The sequence below is a fragment of the Paenibacillus sp. Leaf72 genome (assembly GCF_001422685.1).
GTDB lineage: Bacteria > Bacillota > Bacilli > Paenibacillales > Paenibacillaceae > Pristimantibacillus.
The window spans coordinates 1,882,141-1,900,286 of record NZ_LMLV01000001.1; the positions used below are offsets into that span (position 1 = coordinate 1,882,141).

Here is an 18,146-nt window from a genome sequence, read left to right on the forward strand (position 1 = left end):
GTTTAGCATGTACAGCGCAATAAAACGCAAAAAAGGCTTTACCCTGGCATCCATCATCTCCTGCATCGTGCTTTTGTCCGTCCTCATTACCATCGTCATCAATATCATTATCGCTTTCAAATCCCAGAGGGAATCCCTTTATCATAATACACTGGAATTAAACCGCATTACGGCCGGTGATCTTAGCAAAACGACGCAATCCCTGCTAGTGTCTATGAAGCGCAGCCTTGAAATCGCAGCGAATTATTTATCCGATGCCGACCTTGAAAGCAGCGCTGTGCTGGCACAGCTTGATTTTTTTATGGGAACCAACCATTACTTTAATTCGATTGCTGTCGTCGATGCTGAAGGCGTTATCGTCTCCAGCTCTCCTAACAATTTGGGCATAATCGGCCACAAGCTGTCAACTGATGAATCAAAGCTGGCGCTTAAAGTCCAGAAGCCGCACATTTCCAAGCCTTATATTTCTTCGACGAATCGGATGATCGTGCTGGTCAGCCAGCCGGTTTTCAGCCGGGAGGGCACCTATCGGGGATATGTGGCCGGAACGATTTATTTGCAGTATGAAAATATTTTCCGAGAAATTCTTGGCGTGCAAAACGAGAACAACAGCGGCTCTTATTTTTACGTCGTCGATGGGGAAGGCAATATGATCTATCACCCGCATATGGAGGATCATCCTGCTAATGTAAGCATGAATCCTGTTGTGCAGCAGCTGATGCAGGGGAAAAGCGGGCAACAGCAGGTGGTCAACAGCCAAGGTATCGAGTTTCTTGCCGGTTATTCCGTCGTACCCGAAACCAACTGGGGAATTGTTTCCCAAACGCCAGTCAGCTACGTGGAAAATAAAAGCTGGGATCTCATTACAGACATGCTGAAGGTATCAGCGCCGTTCGTGCTGCTGCTGCTTTTTCTGACCATGTGGCTGTCGCGCACGCTGTCCTCACCGCTCTACCAGCTGGCTAATTATGCGGCGCAGCTGACCAAGATGGATCAAATCCCGGACACGCTGCCTTCGCGCGTTTACTGGAATTATGAAGCGAACCAGCTAAACACCACCGTTGCGCTAGCTTTTCATGAGATGAAGCGGAAAAATGAAGAGCTGTTCCATGAGTCGCAGACGGACGCCTTGACGGGACTGCCAAACCGCCGAACGCTTAAGCTGATTACCGAGGATTTGGAGCTAAGGCAAATTCCGTTCTCCGTCATTATGCTGGATTTGGACCATTTCAAATCGGTCAATGACGAGTTTGGCCATCCGAAGGGCGATGAGGTGCTGCGCCTGCTTGCTGCCAAGATGCTGGAGCTCAAGCGCGAGGGCGATTACTGCTTCCGTTACGGAGGCGAGGAGTTTACAATCGTGCTGCCGCACACGTCAGAGGAAGAGGCGTTTGACGTAGCAGAGCAGCTGCGAATGCAGATGGAGCAGGCGATTACGCCAATCGGCCGCCAGGTCACCCTGTCGCTCGGCATCGCCTCCAATACAGCTCGATTAAAAGATACCGAAGATTTGTTCAAGCAGGCGGATGATGCGCTGTATGCCGCCAAGCATAGCGGCCGCAATCAAACGATTTTGCATAGTCAAATTTCGGAGTAGCAGTGGATAAAATAAATTAGCAAAATTTTCAGTTTGCAGCATGCAGCACCGCTGCCACTTGGCTTTATCAGCCGTGGCAGCGGTGTTTTTCTTTCCTGTCTAGAGTGTGTGCGCACACCGGAGCTCGCCTGCTGCTGCTTGCAATGCGCTTAGTTGAGGCTGCCAATCTCATCAGATGATTTAGGGCTTAAGGAGCCGCAGCGCGCGATTGCTGCTGCGACTGCTGTTACTGAAAGCCCGTTGCTGAGACTAAGCGGTTCGAGATATTCTCTCCATTTTTGGAGGACACAGATTCCGCTATTCTGGTTTTTTCTTTGATTTTAGACTATAAGCGGACTGTAAAGCCGTTATGGCTCTCATTATCCTGCCAAAATGGCCATTTACAGCGAATTAGCTGCCCCTGAGTCCGCATCCTGTGCCATAACCCGTGATCTTGTTGAAATAGCGGCTGCTGTGTCCATCAAGTCTATCTTTGTGCGACGAGAAATCCCCTATAACGAAGAGCATGATTAGGCTCGCTTCTGTTCGCATAATATGCTCTAGGTTTTGGGATGAGCGAGAATGGCGGATTACTTAATTAGCTCGGCATAGGCTTCCGCGGTCAGCAGCTTGCCGAGCGCCTCCTCCAAGCCTTCCTCGAGCTCAACCTCCACAATCCAGCCGCCATCATAAGGCTCGCTGTTAATTAGCTCAGGCTGGTCAATGAGCGTGCTGTTCACCTTCGTAATCCGGCCAGATACCGGGCTATACAGCTCCGACACCGTCTTAACCGACTCAATGGTGCCGATGCTGTCGCCAGCCGAAACCACCGCACCAACCTCTGGATACTCTACGAATACGATGTCGCCCAATTGGCCTTGCGCATGATCGGTAATGCCGACCAGCAGCTTCCTTCCCTCCGTCTGCAGCACCCATTCATGCTCATCGCTATACCGCAGCTGCTCCCTAATTTCGCTCATTGCCAGCGCCTCGCTTTCTCACTCAAGTTCAAATTCAAGTTCTATTTACCGTTTTAATTCAGCGTCAAGCGTAAACGGCTGTCGCCGTCCTCTGGCGGCAAAGCTGCCGTTTCGAGGGTGATATATAAGAATGTATAAGTGTGAAATTTATATATTCTTATCTTTAAAAAAAGACAGAGAACAGGCGTAATTGCCCATTCTCTGTCCTCGGTACCTGAGAGCTTGAGAGCAAGCCGCAGGCAAAGCCAGACGGCACTCCTTACCCCTTTGGCGGCTATTCGCACTCTCCAGAGCTGCGTCAAATGCCGGTACGTTTACCTGAGAGATTATTCGTTATCCGGCAAGGATAACGGCTTGCTCCTTCGGTGCTGCCGGGTCGGCTATCCATCTGGCCGCAGGCAGTCTCTCCCGATCATCATCATCCGCATATTCATTTGCCTTGATTCCCCACAAGCATAGCTTATTCCTCAAAAGCATGTCAACATTCCTAACAAATAAGTCAAAAAACCGCAAAAAAAGATTGACATCCATATCCAGCTGATGCGTATAATGTTGGCAAAGGCATAAAAGCAGCGACCTAATTAAATACGCGGATGATGGCAGCGGGAGAGATTACTGATGGACAGGTAACGCCGAAGGAGTAAGCCTTTCAGGTGAATCTCTCAGGCAAAAGGACCTTTGTCGGACGCACCTCTGGAGAGCATTCGCCACGAGCGAATCACCCAAGGGGAAACTTACGCATATATGACGTATTTTGTCATGTTTTTCAAGGCGTGGGACAACTCTCAGGTACAAAGGACAGAGCGAAAGGAAAGATGGATGGGCGAAGCAAGCTTCGCGGCGCCCCCCCTTTTTTCCTTTCGCCTGTCCTTTTTCTTATGCCTATTGAAAAATTCCGCGCTTCATTCGAGCCAAATTAGAATTAAATTCAAGCTTAGAACTGCATTCAAGCTGAAGGGGTGATTTTGTTGAGCAGCCTTAAACGTACGCCGCTTTTTCCGTTGTATGCCGATTTCAAGGGTGCCCGCTGCATTGATTTTGGAGGCTGGGAGCTTCCCGTCCAATTTTCAGGTATTCAGCAGGAGCATGCGGCCGTCCGCGAGCAAGCTGGATTGTTCGATGTCTCCCATATGGGGGAGTTTATCGTTAGCGGCGCGGGCTCTGAAGCCTTTCTCCAGCAAATGACGACAAATGATGTGTCGCAGCTACAGGACGGACAGGCGCAATATACGATGATGTGCTACCCGGATGGCGGCGTAGTCGACGATCTGCTCATTTATAAACTGGGAGAGCAGCAGTACATGCTCGTCGTTAACGCTTCGAATATAGATAAGGATTGGCAGTGGCTGGAGACACAGGCCGATGGTGATGTTTCGCTTCGCAATCAATCCGATGGCACAGCGCTGCTGGCGCTGCAAGGCCCGAAGGCTTTGGCTATTTTGTCGAAGGTGACGAATGCGCCTGTCGCGGCACTTCCGGCGTTTCATTTTTTAAATCAGGTTTCCGTATACGGACATGCAGCCTTAGTTTCCCGTACCGGCTATACGGGCGAGGATGGGTTTGAAATTTATTGCAGCAGCAGCATAGCCGCCTCGATCTGGCGAGGACTGCTTGCAGCTGGAGAAGCTTATGGACTTGTGCCCGCCGGGCTTGGCGCCCGCGATACACTGCGTTTCGAAGCCAAGCTGCCGCTTTACGGGCAAGAGCTGTCGGCGGATATTTCGCCGCTGGAGGCTGGACTTGGCTACTTCGTTAAACTGGATAAGGGCCCGTTTATCGGCCGCGAGGAGCTCCAGCGCCAGAAGTCGGAAGGCATTCCCCGCAAGCTCATTGGCTTGGAATTGCTGGAGAGGGGCATTCCGCGTCCCCATTATACCGTCCACAATGCCGAAGGAGAACAGATTGGGGAAGTCACGACGGGAACGCAATCGCCGACTCTGAAGCGCAATTTGGGTCTGGCCCTTGTACAAAGCGCCTATGCAGCCATCGGCACGGAGCTATGGCTCGATATCCGCGGCAAGCGGCTGAAAGCTGTCGTCGTCAAAGCTCCATTTTATAAACAGCCCAAAGTCATTCCCGCCCAATCCTGAACATGCTGCATGTACGCTAACCACTACGCCCCCATCAGGGCTTGCAAAGAAAAGGAGCGATCGCCATGTATAAGCACCGATATTTGCCGATGACCGAGCAGGATCAGGCCGAAATGCTCACCGCCGCTCACGCCAGCTCCATAGAGGAGCTATTCTCCGATATTCCTGCCGCTGTGCGCTATGACGGGGTTTTGCCCATGTCCGGGCAGCTCGATGAGCCTGCCTTGCTGCGCCATTTGCGCGAGCTATCGGACAAAAACGCCGACTTCGACCGCTATACGAGCTTTCTCGGTGCAGGGTTGTACGACCATCACATTCCTGTCGTCATCAACCATATGCTGTCCCGCTCGGAATTTTATACCGCCTATACCCCGTATCAGCCGGAAATCAGCCAAGGGGAGCTGCAGGCGATTTTTGAATTCCAATCGTATATTTGCGAGTTGACCGGCATGAAGGTCGCCAATGCCAGCATGTATGACGGGGCTACGGCGCTCGCCGAAGCTGCGGCGCTGGCCAGCGGAGCGACGAAGCGCAAGCAAGTTATTGTGTCCCGCACCGTCCATCCGGAGGCTCGGGAAATTTTGCTGACTTCCGCACACGGACTAAATTTGGAAGTAGTAGAAATCGGCTATCAAAATGGCGTCACCGATGTGGATGCGCTGCAAGCAGCCCTTACCGAAAATACAGCTGCCGTTCTCATTCAATCTCCTAATTTCTTCGGCTGCATCGAAAACATTCGCATGATCGAGCCGCTCGTTCATGCCAGTAAAGCGCTGCTCGTCGTCAGCGCCAATCCCATCTCGCTCGGCTTGCTGGAATCGCCGGGCGCGCTTGGCGCCGACATCGTCGTCGGCGATGCGCAGCCGCTGGGCATTCCCGCATCGCTTGGCGGTCCGACCTGCGGCTTCTTCGCGGTGTCGGAGCCGCTTATGCGCCGCATTCCCGGGCGCATCGTCGGGCAAACCGTCGACAAGGACGGCAAACGCGGCTTCGTCCTGACGCTCCAAGCCCGTGAGCAGCATATTCGCCGCGAGAAGGCGACGTCGAATATTTGCTCCAATCAGGCGCTGCTCGCATTATGCGCCTCCATCTATATGTCAGTGCTCGGCAAAGCAGGCATGCAGGAGGTAGGGCTGCTCAATGTGCGTAAAGCCCACTATGCTGCTAGCGTGGCGGCGAATGGGCCGCTGGAGCTAGCTTTCTCGTCTCCCTATTTCAATGAGTTTGTCGTCAAGCTGCCGGATTCAGCCGACCTCGCTGGCGTAAGCGCCAAGCTGCTGCAAGCGGGCTATATAGGCGGCTACGATCTAGGAACCGCCTACCCAGAGCTGAAAAATCATATGCTCATCGCCGTAACTGAACGCCGCACAAAGGAAGAAATCCATGCATTCATTCATGAATTGGAGGCCTGTGTATGAAAGCCGAGAAAGCGTTGATTTTTGAGCTCAGCAAGCCGGGGCGTATCGCCTATTCGCTGCCTGAGTGCGACGTTCCTGCACTTGCAGCCAGTGAACTGCTGCCTGCGGAGCTGCTGCGCCAGCAGCCTGCTGAGCTGCCTGAGGTGTTTGAGGTTGATGTCATTCGCCATTACACCGAGCTGTCACGCCGCAACTTTGGCGTCGACAACGGTTTTTATCCGCTCGGCTCCTGCACGATGAAATATAATCCAAAAATCAATGAGGATACCGCCCGCTTCCCCGGCTTCGCCAAAATCCACCCTTACCAGCCGGAGCAAAGCATTCAAGGCGCTCTTGAGCTGCTTTACACGCTGCAAAACGACCTCGCCGTTTTAACCGGCATGGATCAAGTAACGCTTCAACCGGCAGCGGGGGCGCATGGCGAATGGACCGGCCTTATGCTCATCCGCGCCTATCATGAGAGCCGCGGCGAAGCCCGCACCAAGGTGATCGTGCCGGATTCCTCGCACGGCACGAACCCGGCGAGCGCGACCGTTGCCGGATTCAATACGGTGACGATCAAATCGGATGTGCGCGGCATGGTTGATTTGGACGCGCTTCGAGCTGCCGTCGGCGCAGATACAGCCGCGCTTATGCTGACGAACCCGAGCACGCTTGGCTTGTTCGAGGCGCAAATTGTCGAAATTGCCGCCATCGTCCATGCGGCAGGAGGACTGCTCTATTATGATGGCGCCAATTCGAACGCCATTATGGGCATTGCCCGTCCGGGCGACATGGGCTTCGATGTCGTCCACTTGAATTTGCACAAGACGATGAGCACTCCGCATGGGGGCGGCGGTCCTGGTGCTGGCCCAGTCGGCGTCAAAAGCCTGCTTGTGCCGTTTCTGCCAAAGCCCGTCGTCAGCAAGCGGACCGACGGCACCTATTATTGGGATACCGATCGGCCGGAATCGATTGGCCGCATCAAAGCCTTTTACGGCAACTTCGGCATTCTGGTGAGAGCCTATACGTATATTCGCACTTACGGGCCAGAGGGGCTGCGCCGTGTATCGGAGCTTGCGGTATTGAATGCCAACTACATGATGCACCGCCTCGCACCGTATTACGAGGTCGCTTATCCCGGGCTGTGCAAGCACGAATTCGTGCTGTCTGGCAAAAGGCTTAAAGCGTACGGCGTGCGCACGCTGGACGTCGCCAAGCGGCTGCTGGACTTCGGCTATCACCCGCCAACGATTTATTTTCCGCTAAATGTAGAGGAATGCATCATGATCGAGCCAACCGAAACGGAAAGCAAGGAAACGCTGGATGGCTTTATCGACACGATGATTCAAATTGCGCAAGAGGCAGAGCAGACGCCTGAGCTTGTCCTCAATGCCCCTTATACGACAGTTGTCAATCGTCTGGATGAGACGACAGCGGCCCGCAAGCCCATTCTAAATTGCACCTGCGGGTAGCCGCTTCGCTATTTTAGGAAATAACTGGAATAGAGTAGTGTTCCATCGAAAATAGGTTTACAATGGAAATAACGATGGAACCTACAGGATGTGATTGCACATGGATTTTTCTTGGAAAAGAAACTTATATGTATTGTGGATTGGCGTGTTTTTTACGAGTACGGCTTTCACCACCTCCATTCCATTTATTCCGCTGTTTCTCTCAACCGAGCTTGGTGTTGAGAAGCATCTGGAGGCTTGGTCCGGCATTTCTTTCGGCATTACCTTTCTGGCAAGCGCGCTTATTGCCCCTTATTGGGGGTCGCTCGCCGACAAATATGGCCGCAGGCCGATGCTCATTCGCTCGGGGTTTAGCCTAGCCGTTCTTTACATGATGACCTACTTTATTTATGATCCTTATTTGTTCGTTGTGCTTCGAATTTTCCAAGGCCTGCTTGCCGGCTTTGTTCCAGCCTCGATCGCACTAGTCGCCACCAACACGCCGGAGCACAAAACAGGCTATGCTCTTGGCATAATGGCGACAGCAGGCGCGACAGGCGGTATTCTCGGCCCCGTCATTGGCGGGGTCGTCAGTCATTACATCGGCAATCGCGAAGCTTTCCTGTTCTCAGGAGGCATCGTCCTGATTGCCGCGCTTATTGCCGTCTTTTTCGTGAAGGAAAAAAACTTCAACCGTTCAGGCGCCCGTTCCTCGATCAAAGAGGATTTGAAGCTTGCACTATCCAACCGTTCCTTCACCACACTGCTGATTTTGGCGGCTCTGGCAACGTTCTCCGTAATGATTCTGGAGCCGCTGCTCACCGTCTATGTCATGCAGCTTGGCGTTAGCGGCAGCGAAGCTGCCCTGCAGTCAGGCATCGTCTTCTCGGCCGTCGGGATCGCCACGCTCATTGCAGCACCGCAGTGGGGCAAAATCGGTTCAAGGATCGGTTTTTCCAAGGTGTTGTTCATAGGACTTGTCGGCGGCGGGATCGGCAATTGCTTGCAATTTTTCGTCAGCGATTACGTAGAATTCGGCGCGCTGCGATTTATCTATGGGCTGTTTTTCGCCAGCGTCTACCCGGCTATTAATGCCTTGATCGTCAAGGTGACGGACAGCAGCTTTAGAGGACGAGCCTTCAGCCTCAATCAGTCGGGGACCATGTTCGCAACGATGCTGGCTCCCGTCATTGGCGGCGTGCTTGGAGGCATCATCCCGATTCGCTGGGTATTCATCATCAACGGGCTGATGCTGATCGCAGCTGCCCTGTTCCTGAAAACCCACGCGCTCGGCGGCTTAGCACAGAATGCAGCAGACACAGGCAAGCAGCCTGCCCGTCCATAGCCAAAAAGCCCCGCTCCCTCTGATAAGGCTAAGCCTTTAATCAGTAGGGGCGGGGCTTTTGTCGTTAAATATCTATATGACCCGGCGTGCGGTTACATACGTTTTGTCCCATGTGCTTCCGGAAAAAGTAGAAATCGTTACGCCGATTCCCTTCCGATACGTATGCAGCAGCTTGCCGTTCCCCATATAAATGGAGACATGGTTAATGACGCCGTCTCTATTCGTATCGGAGAAAATCAGATCGCCAGCCTTCAAATTGCTTCTGGATACATATTTGCCGGCCTTCGATTGGCTCAGCGATGAGCGCGGGAGCGTAATGCCGTTCTTTTTGTAAACATACTGTGTGAAGGATGAGCAGTCAAACGAGCTGGTGCTGCCCGTCGTTGCCCCAAATTTATAATCAACGCCCAGAAATTTCTGTCCCGTTGCAATGACGCCGCTGGCAGTGGATGACGATGCAGCCTCTACCTTTGCTGCTGGTACAGCCAAAGCGCCGGTCAAAGCAACGGATAGGCTTAACGTGACACTAAGTAACGTTTTGCCTAGCAGGGTTTTGCCCATAAGGGTTTTCTTTGTGCTATTCATGATGTATCCTCCTTTGGTAAAAACAGATGCGGTATAATGCCTGCTAATACCATACCACAGCTATTTACCCCACCAATTACCAATGAGAGGACAACCCCTACATACGCCTTGAACCGATCATTTTCATTAAAAATCCATATTAATTATGAAAGCACTTTTACTTGACTTTTATTTTCGAGGCGCAATTTGCCAAAAAGCTCATGCTCAGCCTGCTAAACCTTCATCTCAGAATGCTGAATCAGCGACGTTTCTATTTGAATCGTCGTATGCGAAATGCCAAACTGCTGCTCGATTTTCGCAAGCGCCTGCTGCAAAATATGCTGGCTGTCATGACTATCCTCCACTAGCAAATGGCAGCTCAGCGAATCAAGACCCGATGTAATCGTCCATATATGCAAATCATGCACATCTATAACGCCTTCGATTTCCGCAAGCACCCGCTTTACCTTCTCCTGATCAATCGACGGCGGCGTGCCTTCCATGAGAATATGGAGAGTTTGCTTAATAATGTTCCAGGCACTCCGCAAAATAAGCACCGACACGAGCACCGATATAATCGGATCGGCAATATTCCAATCAAACAAGTAGATGAGCAGCCCAGCGAGTACAGCCCCGACCGAGCCAAGCGCATCGCTCAAAACATGCAGATAAGCGCTTCGGACATTCAAGTTGTTATGCACATCGCCTTTACGCATTAAAGCCCAAGCACTGGCCAAATTCGCCAGCAGGCCAACAAGCGCAATGAGCATCATGGAACCACTGGCGACAGCAGGAGGATCGAACAAGCGATGGTAAGCCTCCCATACAATAAACCCGGCTATGACGAACAAGGCAATGCCGTTGAACAGCGCGGCCAATATTTCGAAGCGGTAAAAGCCGTAGGTTTTCGTCTTGGAAGCGGGCTTGCTGGCAAACCAGACGGCAACCAGGCTAAGAATAAGCGCGCTCACATCGCTCAGCATATGGCCGGAATCGGCAAGCAGCGCGAGACTGCTCGTCAGCAAGCCGCCGAAAAATTCAAGAAACATAATGCCGACTGTAATCGACAACGCAATAATCAAGCCGACCTTATTGCCATTGACATCAAAATGATGGTGGCCGCCCGGTCCATGGGAGTGGTCATGCCCATGATGATGACCGTGGCTGTTGTCATGATTATGGTCGTTATGATGATCGTGATTGTGGTCGTGATCGTGGTCGTGATTGTGGTGACCACCTTCGCTATGGCTGTGCCCATGACTGTGTTGATGCTTATTCTTCGTGTCCATATTCTCTACCTCCTGCTGCTATTAAAAGCGATACAATTCGCTTTTTCAAAAAAAATATAACATATGAGCATGTATTCATATATTATATAATGAACCAGCTGGACACATTTGTCAACCAGTGTGCTTCCTTATTTTTCTCCACTCGTCCAAAAAGCATTCCTTCCTTCGCCTTCTCCTCCCTACTTCCAAATAAAAAAGCCCGAGTGTGCACAGCCCAGCTTTTTCAAGCTTAGACGCGCACACCCGGGCTTCCTATTTATTGCAAGGAGACGACGTCGCCTTCCTTCAAGCCTTCAAGCACTTCTACCTTATCTCCCGCTGACATCCCGACCTTGATGTCCTGACGCTCATATTGGCCTGCGCCTTTTTCCAACATGACATAAGACGAAGCCTGATCGCTCATAATAGCAATGGAAGGCAAGGCAAGTGCACTCTCCTTACGGCTTATCTCAATGTCGCCAGTGAGCGACAATCCTGCAATCAAATATTCGCTTGGCTCAAGGGAAATAACAACCTCGAATTGCGCAGCTTGATTGAGGCTATTTTGATCCGTGCCGGTTTTCGCGAACTTGGATACGCGCAGCACCTTGCCTTCAAGCAAAACATCCTTCATCGCAGTCATCTTGACCTTGACCAACATATCCTGCTTAATGCGGAATACATCCTGCTCCCCGACAAGAGCGATGAATTGCAGCTTGTTCAGATCAACAATTTTGCCGATCAGCTGGTTGTCGCCAACTGCTTGCAGTTGCTTAGCCGTTTGATCAAACAGAAAAATACCATCGCCTGGTGAGCGATATTGGGATTCATTCAGCTTCAGCCGCTTTTGCGTCAGCGCTTTGCGCCCAATCGATTCCTTCACATCGTTCAGCTCCTGGTTCAAACGGGCAATTTCCTTGGCGGCCAGCGCCTTCTTGCGCTCAACCTCCGTCGCCTCAAGCATGCCCAGCTCATCTTCCGTATTCGTAACAAAAGCTTGCAGCTTTGCCTCCAGATCAGCCTTGTGCAGCTCCGCTTCCTCCTGCGTAATTTGATTTTGCAGCTCGGTCTGGTCAAGCGTGAACAATACCTCGCCCTTCTTCACCTGCTGACCGTCCTTCACTTTCCACTGCGTCACTTTGGAGCTGAAAGGCGCATAGACCGACGTTTCCTGCTCATATAGCGACTTGCCCTTAACCTGAATCGTATTGACGAGCGTCTCCTTGGTCACCTGAAATGTAATGGCCTGTGAATCGCCCGACATATCGACCATCTCCGGCGGCTTCGACATGGAGTACAGCACCACGCTTATTCCGATTAATACAATCCCGATGATGATCCATTTAATCTTTTTCTTCATCTCTTCTTCTCCCCCTGGTTCCTCGCTGGCTCAGACATGCCCTGACCATAGTGCAGGACCCCTCTAGTCTCTCTTGATTGCGGTCAATGCATCGGTACGCGAAGCGCTGACTGCCGGATAAATCCCCGATATAATGCCCGTCATCACGGCAAACGCCAGTCCGACCGGAATAGCAGACAACGGAATGAAGATGGACATATTTTCCTCGCCGGTAGACATCGATAAAATAAGGGCATTAATTCCCCATACGATCCAGTATGAAAATAAAACGCCCAGCAGTCCCCCCAGCAGTCCAAGCAGGGCTGCTTCTACAATGAACATATTTCGAATTTGCGCTAGATTGGCACCAAGCACCTTCATAATGCCGATTTGGCGGCGCCGTTGGTATGTGGACATCGTCATCGCCACAATAATGGAAATCGAGGCGATAATAAGAATGAATACGCCTGCGCCTACCGCAATGCTTTTGAACACAGCGAACTGCTCTTCAAGGGCCTCTTTTTGCAAAAGATTGGATTGGGTGTTCAAGGTGAGCTTCTTGATTTGCTCCTCCACCTGCTTCACATTTTCCTCCGCATCCACCTTGACCGTTACTTGATTGTAGGTGCCGTTAGCCGTCTCTTCACCGCTGCTTTGCATGAGCTGCTCACGCAGACTGTTCGCCGTTTCAATCGATACATAAATTTTGCGGTCATTGGAAAGCTGCATGTCGGAAACACCTTTAGGCTTCTTCAATACCCCTACGACTCGAAGGGCCTCACTGATCCTTTTCTTGTTGTCCTGATCGTAGTTCACCAGCTGAATCTGCTTCTGGTACAAGGCGGAAGGTGTAGTCATCATCGTCATATATTGGTCTTGCAGTGTTGAATCGCCTGGATTTAAATTCATGGCCTCAAACAGCTTATTCTGCTCTTCCTGATTCATTAGTCCAAGCGTCGTACCGTAACTTATTACTACAGAGTTTGGAGCATCCGACGCCGAGCCCTGCCAATACGTATTGCCGAAGGCTTCCAGACTGCTCAAATCCGTTCCAATAATTTCGGCATAGGCCTGCTTATCATCAGTAGTCGTCATTTGCATGTAGCTCAGCTGCTGCATGGCTGCTACAGCCTTTACGTGCTTAATGTTGCGCATGATTTCGACCTTTTGATCAGACAGCTTGCCCCGATTTTTCACTTCATCGCTTGCCGTGCTTTGGCTTCCGGGGCCTGCGGACGCGCCATTATCCGGCATAACCGTAATTTCATCCATTTTCAAATAGCTCGTGAGCTGGGTTTCGACAATTTTCTGCGTAGATTCTCCAATGCTCATCGCCAAAATAATAGCGGCACAACCAATTGACAAGCCAGCTGCACACAGCATGGTGACTACTTTGCGCCGTCTGACCTGATCCCATGACAGCCTCGTAAGATCGCTAACTCTCAATGGACAGCCTCCTCTACCGGATGCTTGTCCAGCTCAACAGCAGGTGACGATTTTTCAAGCAGCCCGTCGCGAAGCGTAATAATATGCTGGGTCTGCTGCGCAACCTCGCGCTCATGGGTGACGATAATAAAGGTCGTGTTCATCGTCTTGTTCAAATGCTTGAGAATGGCCAAAATCTCCTCTTCCGTCTTCGTATCCAAATTTCCCGTAGGCTCATCGGCGAAAATAACCGATGGCTCTGTAATAAGCGAGCGCGCAATACTGACACGCTGCTGCTGTCCGCCCGACAGCTGGGAAGGGAACATTTCCCCTTTATCCGGTATGCCGACCTGCTCCAGCAGCTTCAGCGCCTTCTGCTTGCGAATTGAAGGACGCGTCGATTGAAACACGAGCGGCAGCTCGATATTTTCACGAACCGTCAAGTTCGGAATGAGCTCATAGGCCTGAAAAATAAACCCGATATGCTCACGGCGGAACTCCGCCAGCTTGTTTTCATTCATATTTACGATGTTGTGGCCCGCAATATAAATGCTGCCCTCCGTCGGCTTCATCAGTCCCGCCATCAGATTAAGCAGCGTCGACTTTCCTGAGCCTGAGCTGCCCAGCAAAGCGACCATATCCCCTTTGTTTACGCGAAAATCGATCTGTTGAAGAACCAGCGTCGTCTCATTGCCGTTCTTAAATGCATGGGACAAGCCCTCTACACGAAGCAAATCCTTCACTCCCCTTGTCTCTCTAAATCTTCCCAAGCACAACGGCTGTCGCCGTCCTCTGGCGGCAACTCTATCTACACAAAATACAGCCAAAGCGCTTGTAGCTTTAACTGTTTTATATTCCATAATTATCCTCGATATTTCAATCGTACTATAACCTCTGTAAAAGAACAATACTGCTGCCATTGCTTCCTAATCTTTAAAAAAGCTACATGAATTTTATTCCTTTCTTCATAAAAAGTAGTTACAAATTAGTTACTTAGACTCGCTAAATGAAGCTTTACACCTTAAAATTTCTATTTTTGACATGCATGCGTACTCTTTTCTGCAAAATAAAAGAAAAGCATCCCCAATTTCCAGCGAAATGGGGATGCTTTGTTGTAGCTGCGCCTGCGTATGATGCCGCCTCGCTGCTCACTGCTCCGATTTCTACAAATCTATACGCAGTAACACGCGGACGGGTTCAAAAAACATCATTATTGCTATTTAATCGCTAATCTGCTGTTTTGCACCGTAGACAGCCACTCGCGGGCGAGCAGCTCATGCCCCGCCGCTGTCGGATGAACGCCATCCCATAGCCAGTAGGCTGCACCAGTCACTTCGCTCGCTTTGTCGAACACATGCTGCACACGTACAAGAACCGCATTATACTCTGCTGCTAGAGCAGCTGTTTTTTCTTGGTATCCCTTAATGATTTGCTGCCATTCATCCCAACGCTCCAACGTCACGCCAGTTTTCAGGATGAAAGGCTCGACAAGGACGAACCTCGTCTGCGGCAGCACTTCGGCTGTCTCCTCCAGCAAATGCCGGTAAGCGCGCTCGAAACGGTCTGTTGCGCCGCTCGCTTCGCCAGACATCGTGCGCCCCGCATCATTGACGCCAATCAAAATACTGAGCACATCCGGCTTCAAGCTGAGCGCATCCTCGTTCCATCTGGCGTACAAATCAGAGACACGATTGCCGCTAATGCCCTTATTAATGAAATGGGGCGCTTTCTCCGCCAATTCATAGCCAAGGCGTGAGGCAATTAAATACGGATAGCTGTGGCCTAAAATATGATTTAAATCATCATTGCGCCCGCGCGCACCATCTGTAATGGAATCCCCTTGAAATAAAACGGTCAATTGCTGCTCGCTCATCTCATCCCAGCTCCTTAATAATGGATAAAATAATGATGCATGTTCGATTGAAAGGCTCTGCTTTATTACCTATTCAAGCCCCGGCTCCTCACGCTGCAGCTCTGCAAAGCAAGCCGCCGTCTCAAGTGCGGCATGGAAATCGCCAACCCCATCTTCGACGCACCATGCTGCGGATAGCACCATATGGCTGAAGCCATAGGCGAGAACACGCTCCTGCTTGAGGCATAGGGCCTCGCTAAGAATATGGACGCGATTACGCAGCAACTCGATTCGCTCCGCCCGTGTCTCAGGCAGCTGATTCATCAGCAGCGGAATGACGCCATAAGCCGCTTCGCCGATGACGCCCTTAGGATCAATCGCCAGCCAGCCGGCAGATGCTTCACCCTCTCGCATGGCGGACAAAATATTGCCCTGATGCAGATCGCCATGCAGCAGCAGCTGCGGCTCGCTCTTGCCCGTGGCGAATAGCTGGCCGAACGTCAGCTGAGCCTGCCGGACGAGCGGCTCCGGCAGCGGCCCGGTGCCGCCATCATGGCGCTGGCGCAGCCGCTCCAGCCCGCGCGCCCACTGCAGAGCCGTAGGGAAGCTTACGCCTCCGGCCGCTTCCCCCACAGCCGCTGCGTCCGCTGCTGGCACAGCCAGCTTACGCATCACTTCCGCAGCGATGCGGACGGCCGCCGCATCGTCTGCCACTTCCGAGAGCAGCTGTCCCGGCCTCAGCCGCTCCAGCAGCATAACGCCGCGCTCTGCATCCGATGCCAGCAGGCGAACCGCTCCGCGCCCTTCATACAGCTGAAGCGCTGCAAGCTCGCTTCGGCTTTCTCTGCACGGCACGCCCAGCTTCAGCACAGCCTCGCTCCCGTCCTTCCGCAGCGCCGGAAGCACCAGATTATAGGTCAGCTCGTACGGCGATCGATCCGCCAGCTGCAGCTCCCACTGCTCCGCGCAGCTTGCCAGCAGCGCATCCAGCTCCGCAAGCCACTGCTCGCCTCGTTCTCCATGTACGCTAATGACAGTCTGCATCCATGCTGATGGCCATCTCATCTCTGCTGACCTCTCTCTCTTCTCGCTTCTCGCCGCATTCAAGGCACACTCGCCTCAGCTATTTCCTGCTGCTACACTAATACAGGCTGCACATACACGGGCCCAGATACCGTAACGGAATGTCCGGTATACACAGGCAGCCCTGTTGCCGCATCTACGCGGAATACAGCCAAATTATTCGTGTCGCGGTTAGCCGCGATAATATACTGGCCTCCCGGCACAAAAGCAAAATGGCGCGGGTGCTCACCCTCAATCGGCACATGACCAGCAAGAGTAAGCTTGCCGTCTGCTTCATTAATTGCGTACACTACGAAGCTGTCGTGCCCGCGATTCGAGCCGTATACATATTTGCCATCCTCGGAAACGGCAATTTCGGCGCATGTATTTTCACCGTCAAAATCTGCAGGAAGAGTTGGAACAGTTGCCAGCGTCGCTAGCGTACCTGCCTCAGCATCGTAACGGAACCCGGTAACCGTCGAATCTACTTCATTAATGACATACGCGAATTGACCATTCGGGTGAAAAGCCATATGCCTCGGGCCAGCACCTGCATGAAGCACGGTCTCGCCGTGGAAAACCAGCTTTTGCGCTTGGTCATCAATGCGATAAGCCATAATGCGGTCAATGCCCAGATCCGGCGAGAACAGGTAGCGGCCGTCCGGGCTGAATTGTATGCTGTGGGGATGCGGCTGATTTTGCCGCTCCGGGTGCTGGCCTACTCCCGTATGCTGGGCGATATCCAGCAGTTCTCCCACCTCGCCATTGTCCGTCAGCGACACTAGGCTGATTCTGCCGCCATGGTAGCTCGACAGCAGCAAATAGCGATTGGATGGATCGCGTTGAATATGGCAAGCCGGAGCTGTAATCGCTTCGCTGCGGTTAAGCTCCGTCAAGGCTGCTTTATCCGTGTCGATGGCAAAAGCTACAGCGTCGCCGATTTTGGCGCCTGCTGCGGATACCCCTTCTGCAATGGCATACAACCGTTTGTTTGGAATATCCACATTCAAAAACGTAGGATTTTTGAGTCCGGATACTTCATCCAGCAGCGACAGCTTGCCTTCCTTTTCATCAAAAGCATACGCATATACGCCGCTCGCCGCAGCCTCTGCATAGGACCCGACAAATACGACAACTCGTTCATTATGTACAGACACGATTTTATTCCTCCTTCAAATTAGCGGGACCTGTCCCGCTGCGTGTAAGGGCTGACGTTATGGCAGCGGAGCTTGCCGCTTGCCTTGCCAGCTTTCCCGCATTAAAGCTTTCCCTCCTATTGTACTAGCAGTCTGCGCACAAACCAAGTGCTGTTGCATCGGTTTTTATCTCTCCTGAACAAACGGCTGTTATGCTGCACAATGTTGCAACGGGCTGCTGGCTGGTCTATCATAGCGCTAGGGCATACCGCCTTTATAAGGTTTAATTTTAATGGGCAAAGGAGTCTGAGGATGGCGATAAACCGTAAATTGATAACGGATGCGGATTTCGAGGAGGCACTCCAGCGGGAGCTTCGGCTGCGCGTCTTTGAAAATGATTATATTGTGTGCTCCGGCGGAAACATCGTCCGTTTCGACGATACGCAGGTCGTCATTCAGACGAGCGTCAGCGATATCACTTATTTTTCCCGGGAGCAATGCGAGTTTTATGAAATGAAACGCAAATAAGCCGCTTCTCAGCGGCTCCTTCATGACCTGCAGCAGCGAAAGCGCTCGCCTTTCCTTACGTCTGCAACCGTACTATAATTAAGTAATAAGCTTGGAAAAAGCAACAACCCTAGCTTTTCGCAGCATTATG

General features: G+C 51.8%; 15 protein-coding genes and 3 riboswitches. Of the genes, 6 read left to right on the forward strand and 9 right to left on the reverse strand.

Annotated elements, in window-relative coordinates:
- Window positions 1-7 precede the first annotated feature (7 nt).
- Complete coding sequence (locus ASF12_RS08050) at window positions 8-1,597, forward strand: sensor domain-containing diguanylate cyclase (RefSeq protein ID WP_056031955.1); 1,590 nt, start codon at window positions 8-10, stop codon at window positions 1,595-1,597.
- A 569-nt stretch (window positions 1,598-2,166) separates the two neighbouring features.
- Here the strand turns inward: ASF12_RS08050 and gcvH are convergent.
- Window positions 2,167-2,556 (reverse strand): glycine cleavage system protein GcvH, encoded by a 390-nt coding sequence (gene gcvH, locus ASF12_RS08055; RefSeq protein ID WP_056031958.1) that lies wholly within the window; start codon window positions 2,554-2,556, stop codon window positions 2,167-2,169.
- Window positions 2,557-2,852: 296 nt separating this feature from the next.
- A riboswitch (glycine riboswitch) is annotated at window positions 2,853-2,977 on the reverse strand.
- 172 nt (window positions 2,978-3,149) lie between these two features.
- A riboswitch (glycine riboswitch) is annotated at window positions 3,150-3,244 on the forward strand.
- Window positions 3,245-3,247: 3 nt separating this feature from the next.
- Window positions 3,248-3,360, forward strand: a riboswitch (glycine riboswitch).
- Between the two features lie 164 nt (window positions 3,361-3,524).
- Here gcvH and gcvT point away from each other — a divergent pair.
- The 4 genes from gcvT (at window position 3,525) to ASF12_RS08085 (ending at window position 8,842) form a co-directional block, all read left to right on the forward strand.
- Complete coding sequence (gene gcvT, locus ASF12_RS08070; protein WP_056033013.1) at window positions 3,525-4,646, forward strand: glycine cleavage system aminomethyltransferase GcvT; 1,122 nt, start codon at window positions 3,525-3,527, stop codon at window positions 4,644-4,646.
- Window positions 4,647-4,711: 65 nt separating this feature from the next.
- Window positions 4,712-6,064, forward strand: coding sequence for an aminomethyl-transferring glycine dehydrogenase subunit GcvPA (gene gcvPA, locus ASF12_RS08075; RefSeq protein ID WP_056031967.1), 1,353 nt, complete (start codon window positions 4,712-4,714; stop codon window positions 6,062-6,064).
- The gene (gcvPB, locus tag ASF12_RS08080) at window positions 6,061-7,518 is read left to right on the forward strand and encodes an aminomethyl-transferring glycine dehydrogenase subunit GcvPB (RefSeq protein ID WP_056031970.1); all 1,458 of its coding nucleotides are present in this window, start codon (window positions 6,061-6,063) and stop codon (window positions 7,516-7,518) included. The genes gcvPA and gcvPB overlap by 4 nt, the downstream gene beginning before the upstream one ends.
- Window positions 7,519-7,618: 100 nt before the next feature.
- Window positions 7,619-8,842 carry an MFS transporter gene (locus ASF12_RS08085; protein ID WP_056031973.1) on the forward strand — a complete coding sequence of 408 codons (1,224 nt, stop codon included), beginning with the start codon at window positions 7,619-7,621 and terminating at the stop codon, window positions 8,840-8,842.
- Window positions 8,843-8,914: 72 nt separating this feature from the next.
- Here ASF12_RS08085 and ASF12_RS08090 read toward each other — a convergent pair whose 3' ends face one another.
- The 8 genes from ASF12_RS08090 to ASF12_RS08125 form a co-directional block, all read right to left on the reverse strand.
- Window positions 8,915-9,427, reverse strand: a complete 513-nt coding sequence (locus ASF12_RS08090) for a C40 family peptidase (protein WP_081418674.1) — start codon at window positions 9,425-9,427, stop codon at window positions 8,915-8,917.
- Between the two features lie 212 nt (window positions 9,428-9,639).
- Window positions 9,640-10,695, reverse strand: coding sequence for a cation diffusion facilitator family transporter (locus ASF12_RS08095; RefSeq protein ID WP_056031976.1), 1,056 nt, complete (start codon window positions 10,693-10,695; stop codon window positions 9,640-9,642).
- Between the two features lie 256 nt (window positions 10,696-10,951).
- Window positions 10,952-12,034, reverse strand: a complete 1,083-nt coding sequence (locus ASF12_RS08100) for an efflux RND transporter periplasmic adaptor subunit (RefSeq protein WP_056031978.1) — start codon at window positions 12,032-12,034, stop codon at window positions 10,952-10,954.
- A 63-nt stretch (window positions 12,035-12,097) separates the two neighbouring features.
- Window positions 12,098-13,459 carry an ABC transporter permease gene (locus ASF12_RS08105; RefSeq protein WP_056031981.1) on the reverse strand — a complete coding sequence of 454 codons (1,362 nt, stop codon included), beginning with the start codon at window positions 13,457-13,459 and terminating at the stop codon, window positions 12,098-12,100.
- Window positions 13,456-14,172 carry an ABC transporter ATP-binding protein gene (locus ASF12_RS08110; RefSeq protein ID WP_056033019.1) on the reverse strand — a complete coding sequence of 239 codons (717 nt, stop codon included), beginning with the start codon at window positions 14,170-14,172 and terminating at the stop codon, window positions 13,456-13,458. The genes ASF12_RS08105 and ASF12_RS08110 overlap by 4 nt, the downstream gene beginning before the upstream one ends.
- Window positions 14,173-14,654: 482 nt before the next feature.
- Window positions 14,655-15,311, reverse strand: a complete 657-nt coding sequence (locus ASF12_RS08115) for an SGNH/GDSL hydrolase family protein (protein ID WP_056031984.1) — start codon at window positions 15,309-15,311, stop codon at window positions 14,655-14,657.
- 69 nt (window positions 15,312-15,380) lie between these two features.
- Window positions 15,381-16,355: an aminoglycoside phosphotransferase family protein gene (locus ASF12_RS08120; RefSeq protein WP_056031987.1), complete on the reverse strand. Its 975-nt coding sequence runs from the start codon at window positions 16,353-16,355 to the stop codon at window positions 15,381-15,383.
- 71 nt (window positions 16,356-16,426) lie between these two features.
- Entirely contained in the window at window positions 16,427-17,509 is a 1,083-nt protein-coding gene (locus ASF12_RS08125; protein ID WP_056031989.1) for a lactonase family protein, read from the reverse strand.
- 291 nt (window positions 17,510-17,800) lie between these two features.
- Here ASF12_RS08125 and ASF12_RS08130 point away from each other — a divergent pair, with 291 nt between their 5' ends.
- Window positions 17,801-18,016: a hypothetical protein gene (locus ASF12_RS08130; RefSeq protein WP_056031992.1), complete on the forward strand. Its 216-nt coding sequence runs from the start codon at window positions 17,801-17,803 to the stop codon at window positions 18,014-18,016.
- The last annotated feature ends 130 nt before the right edge of the window (window positions 18,017-18,146 follow it).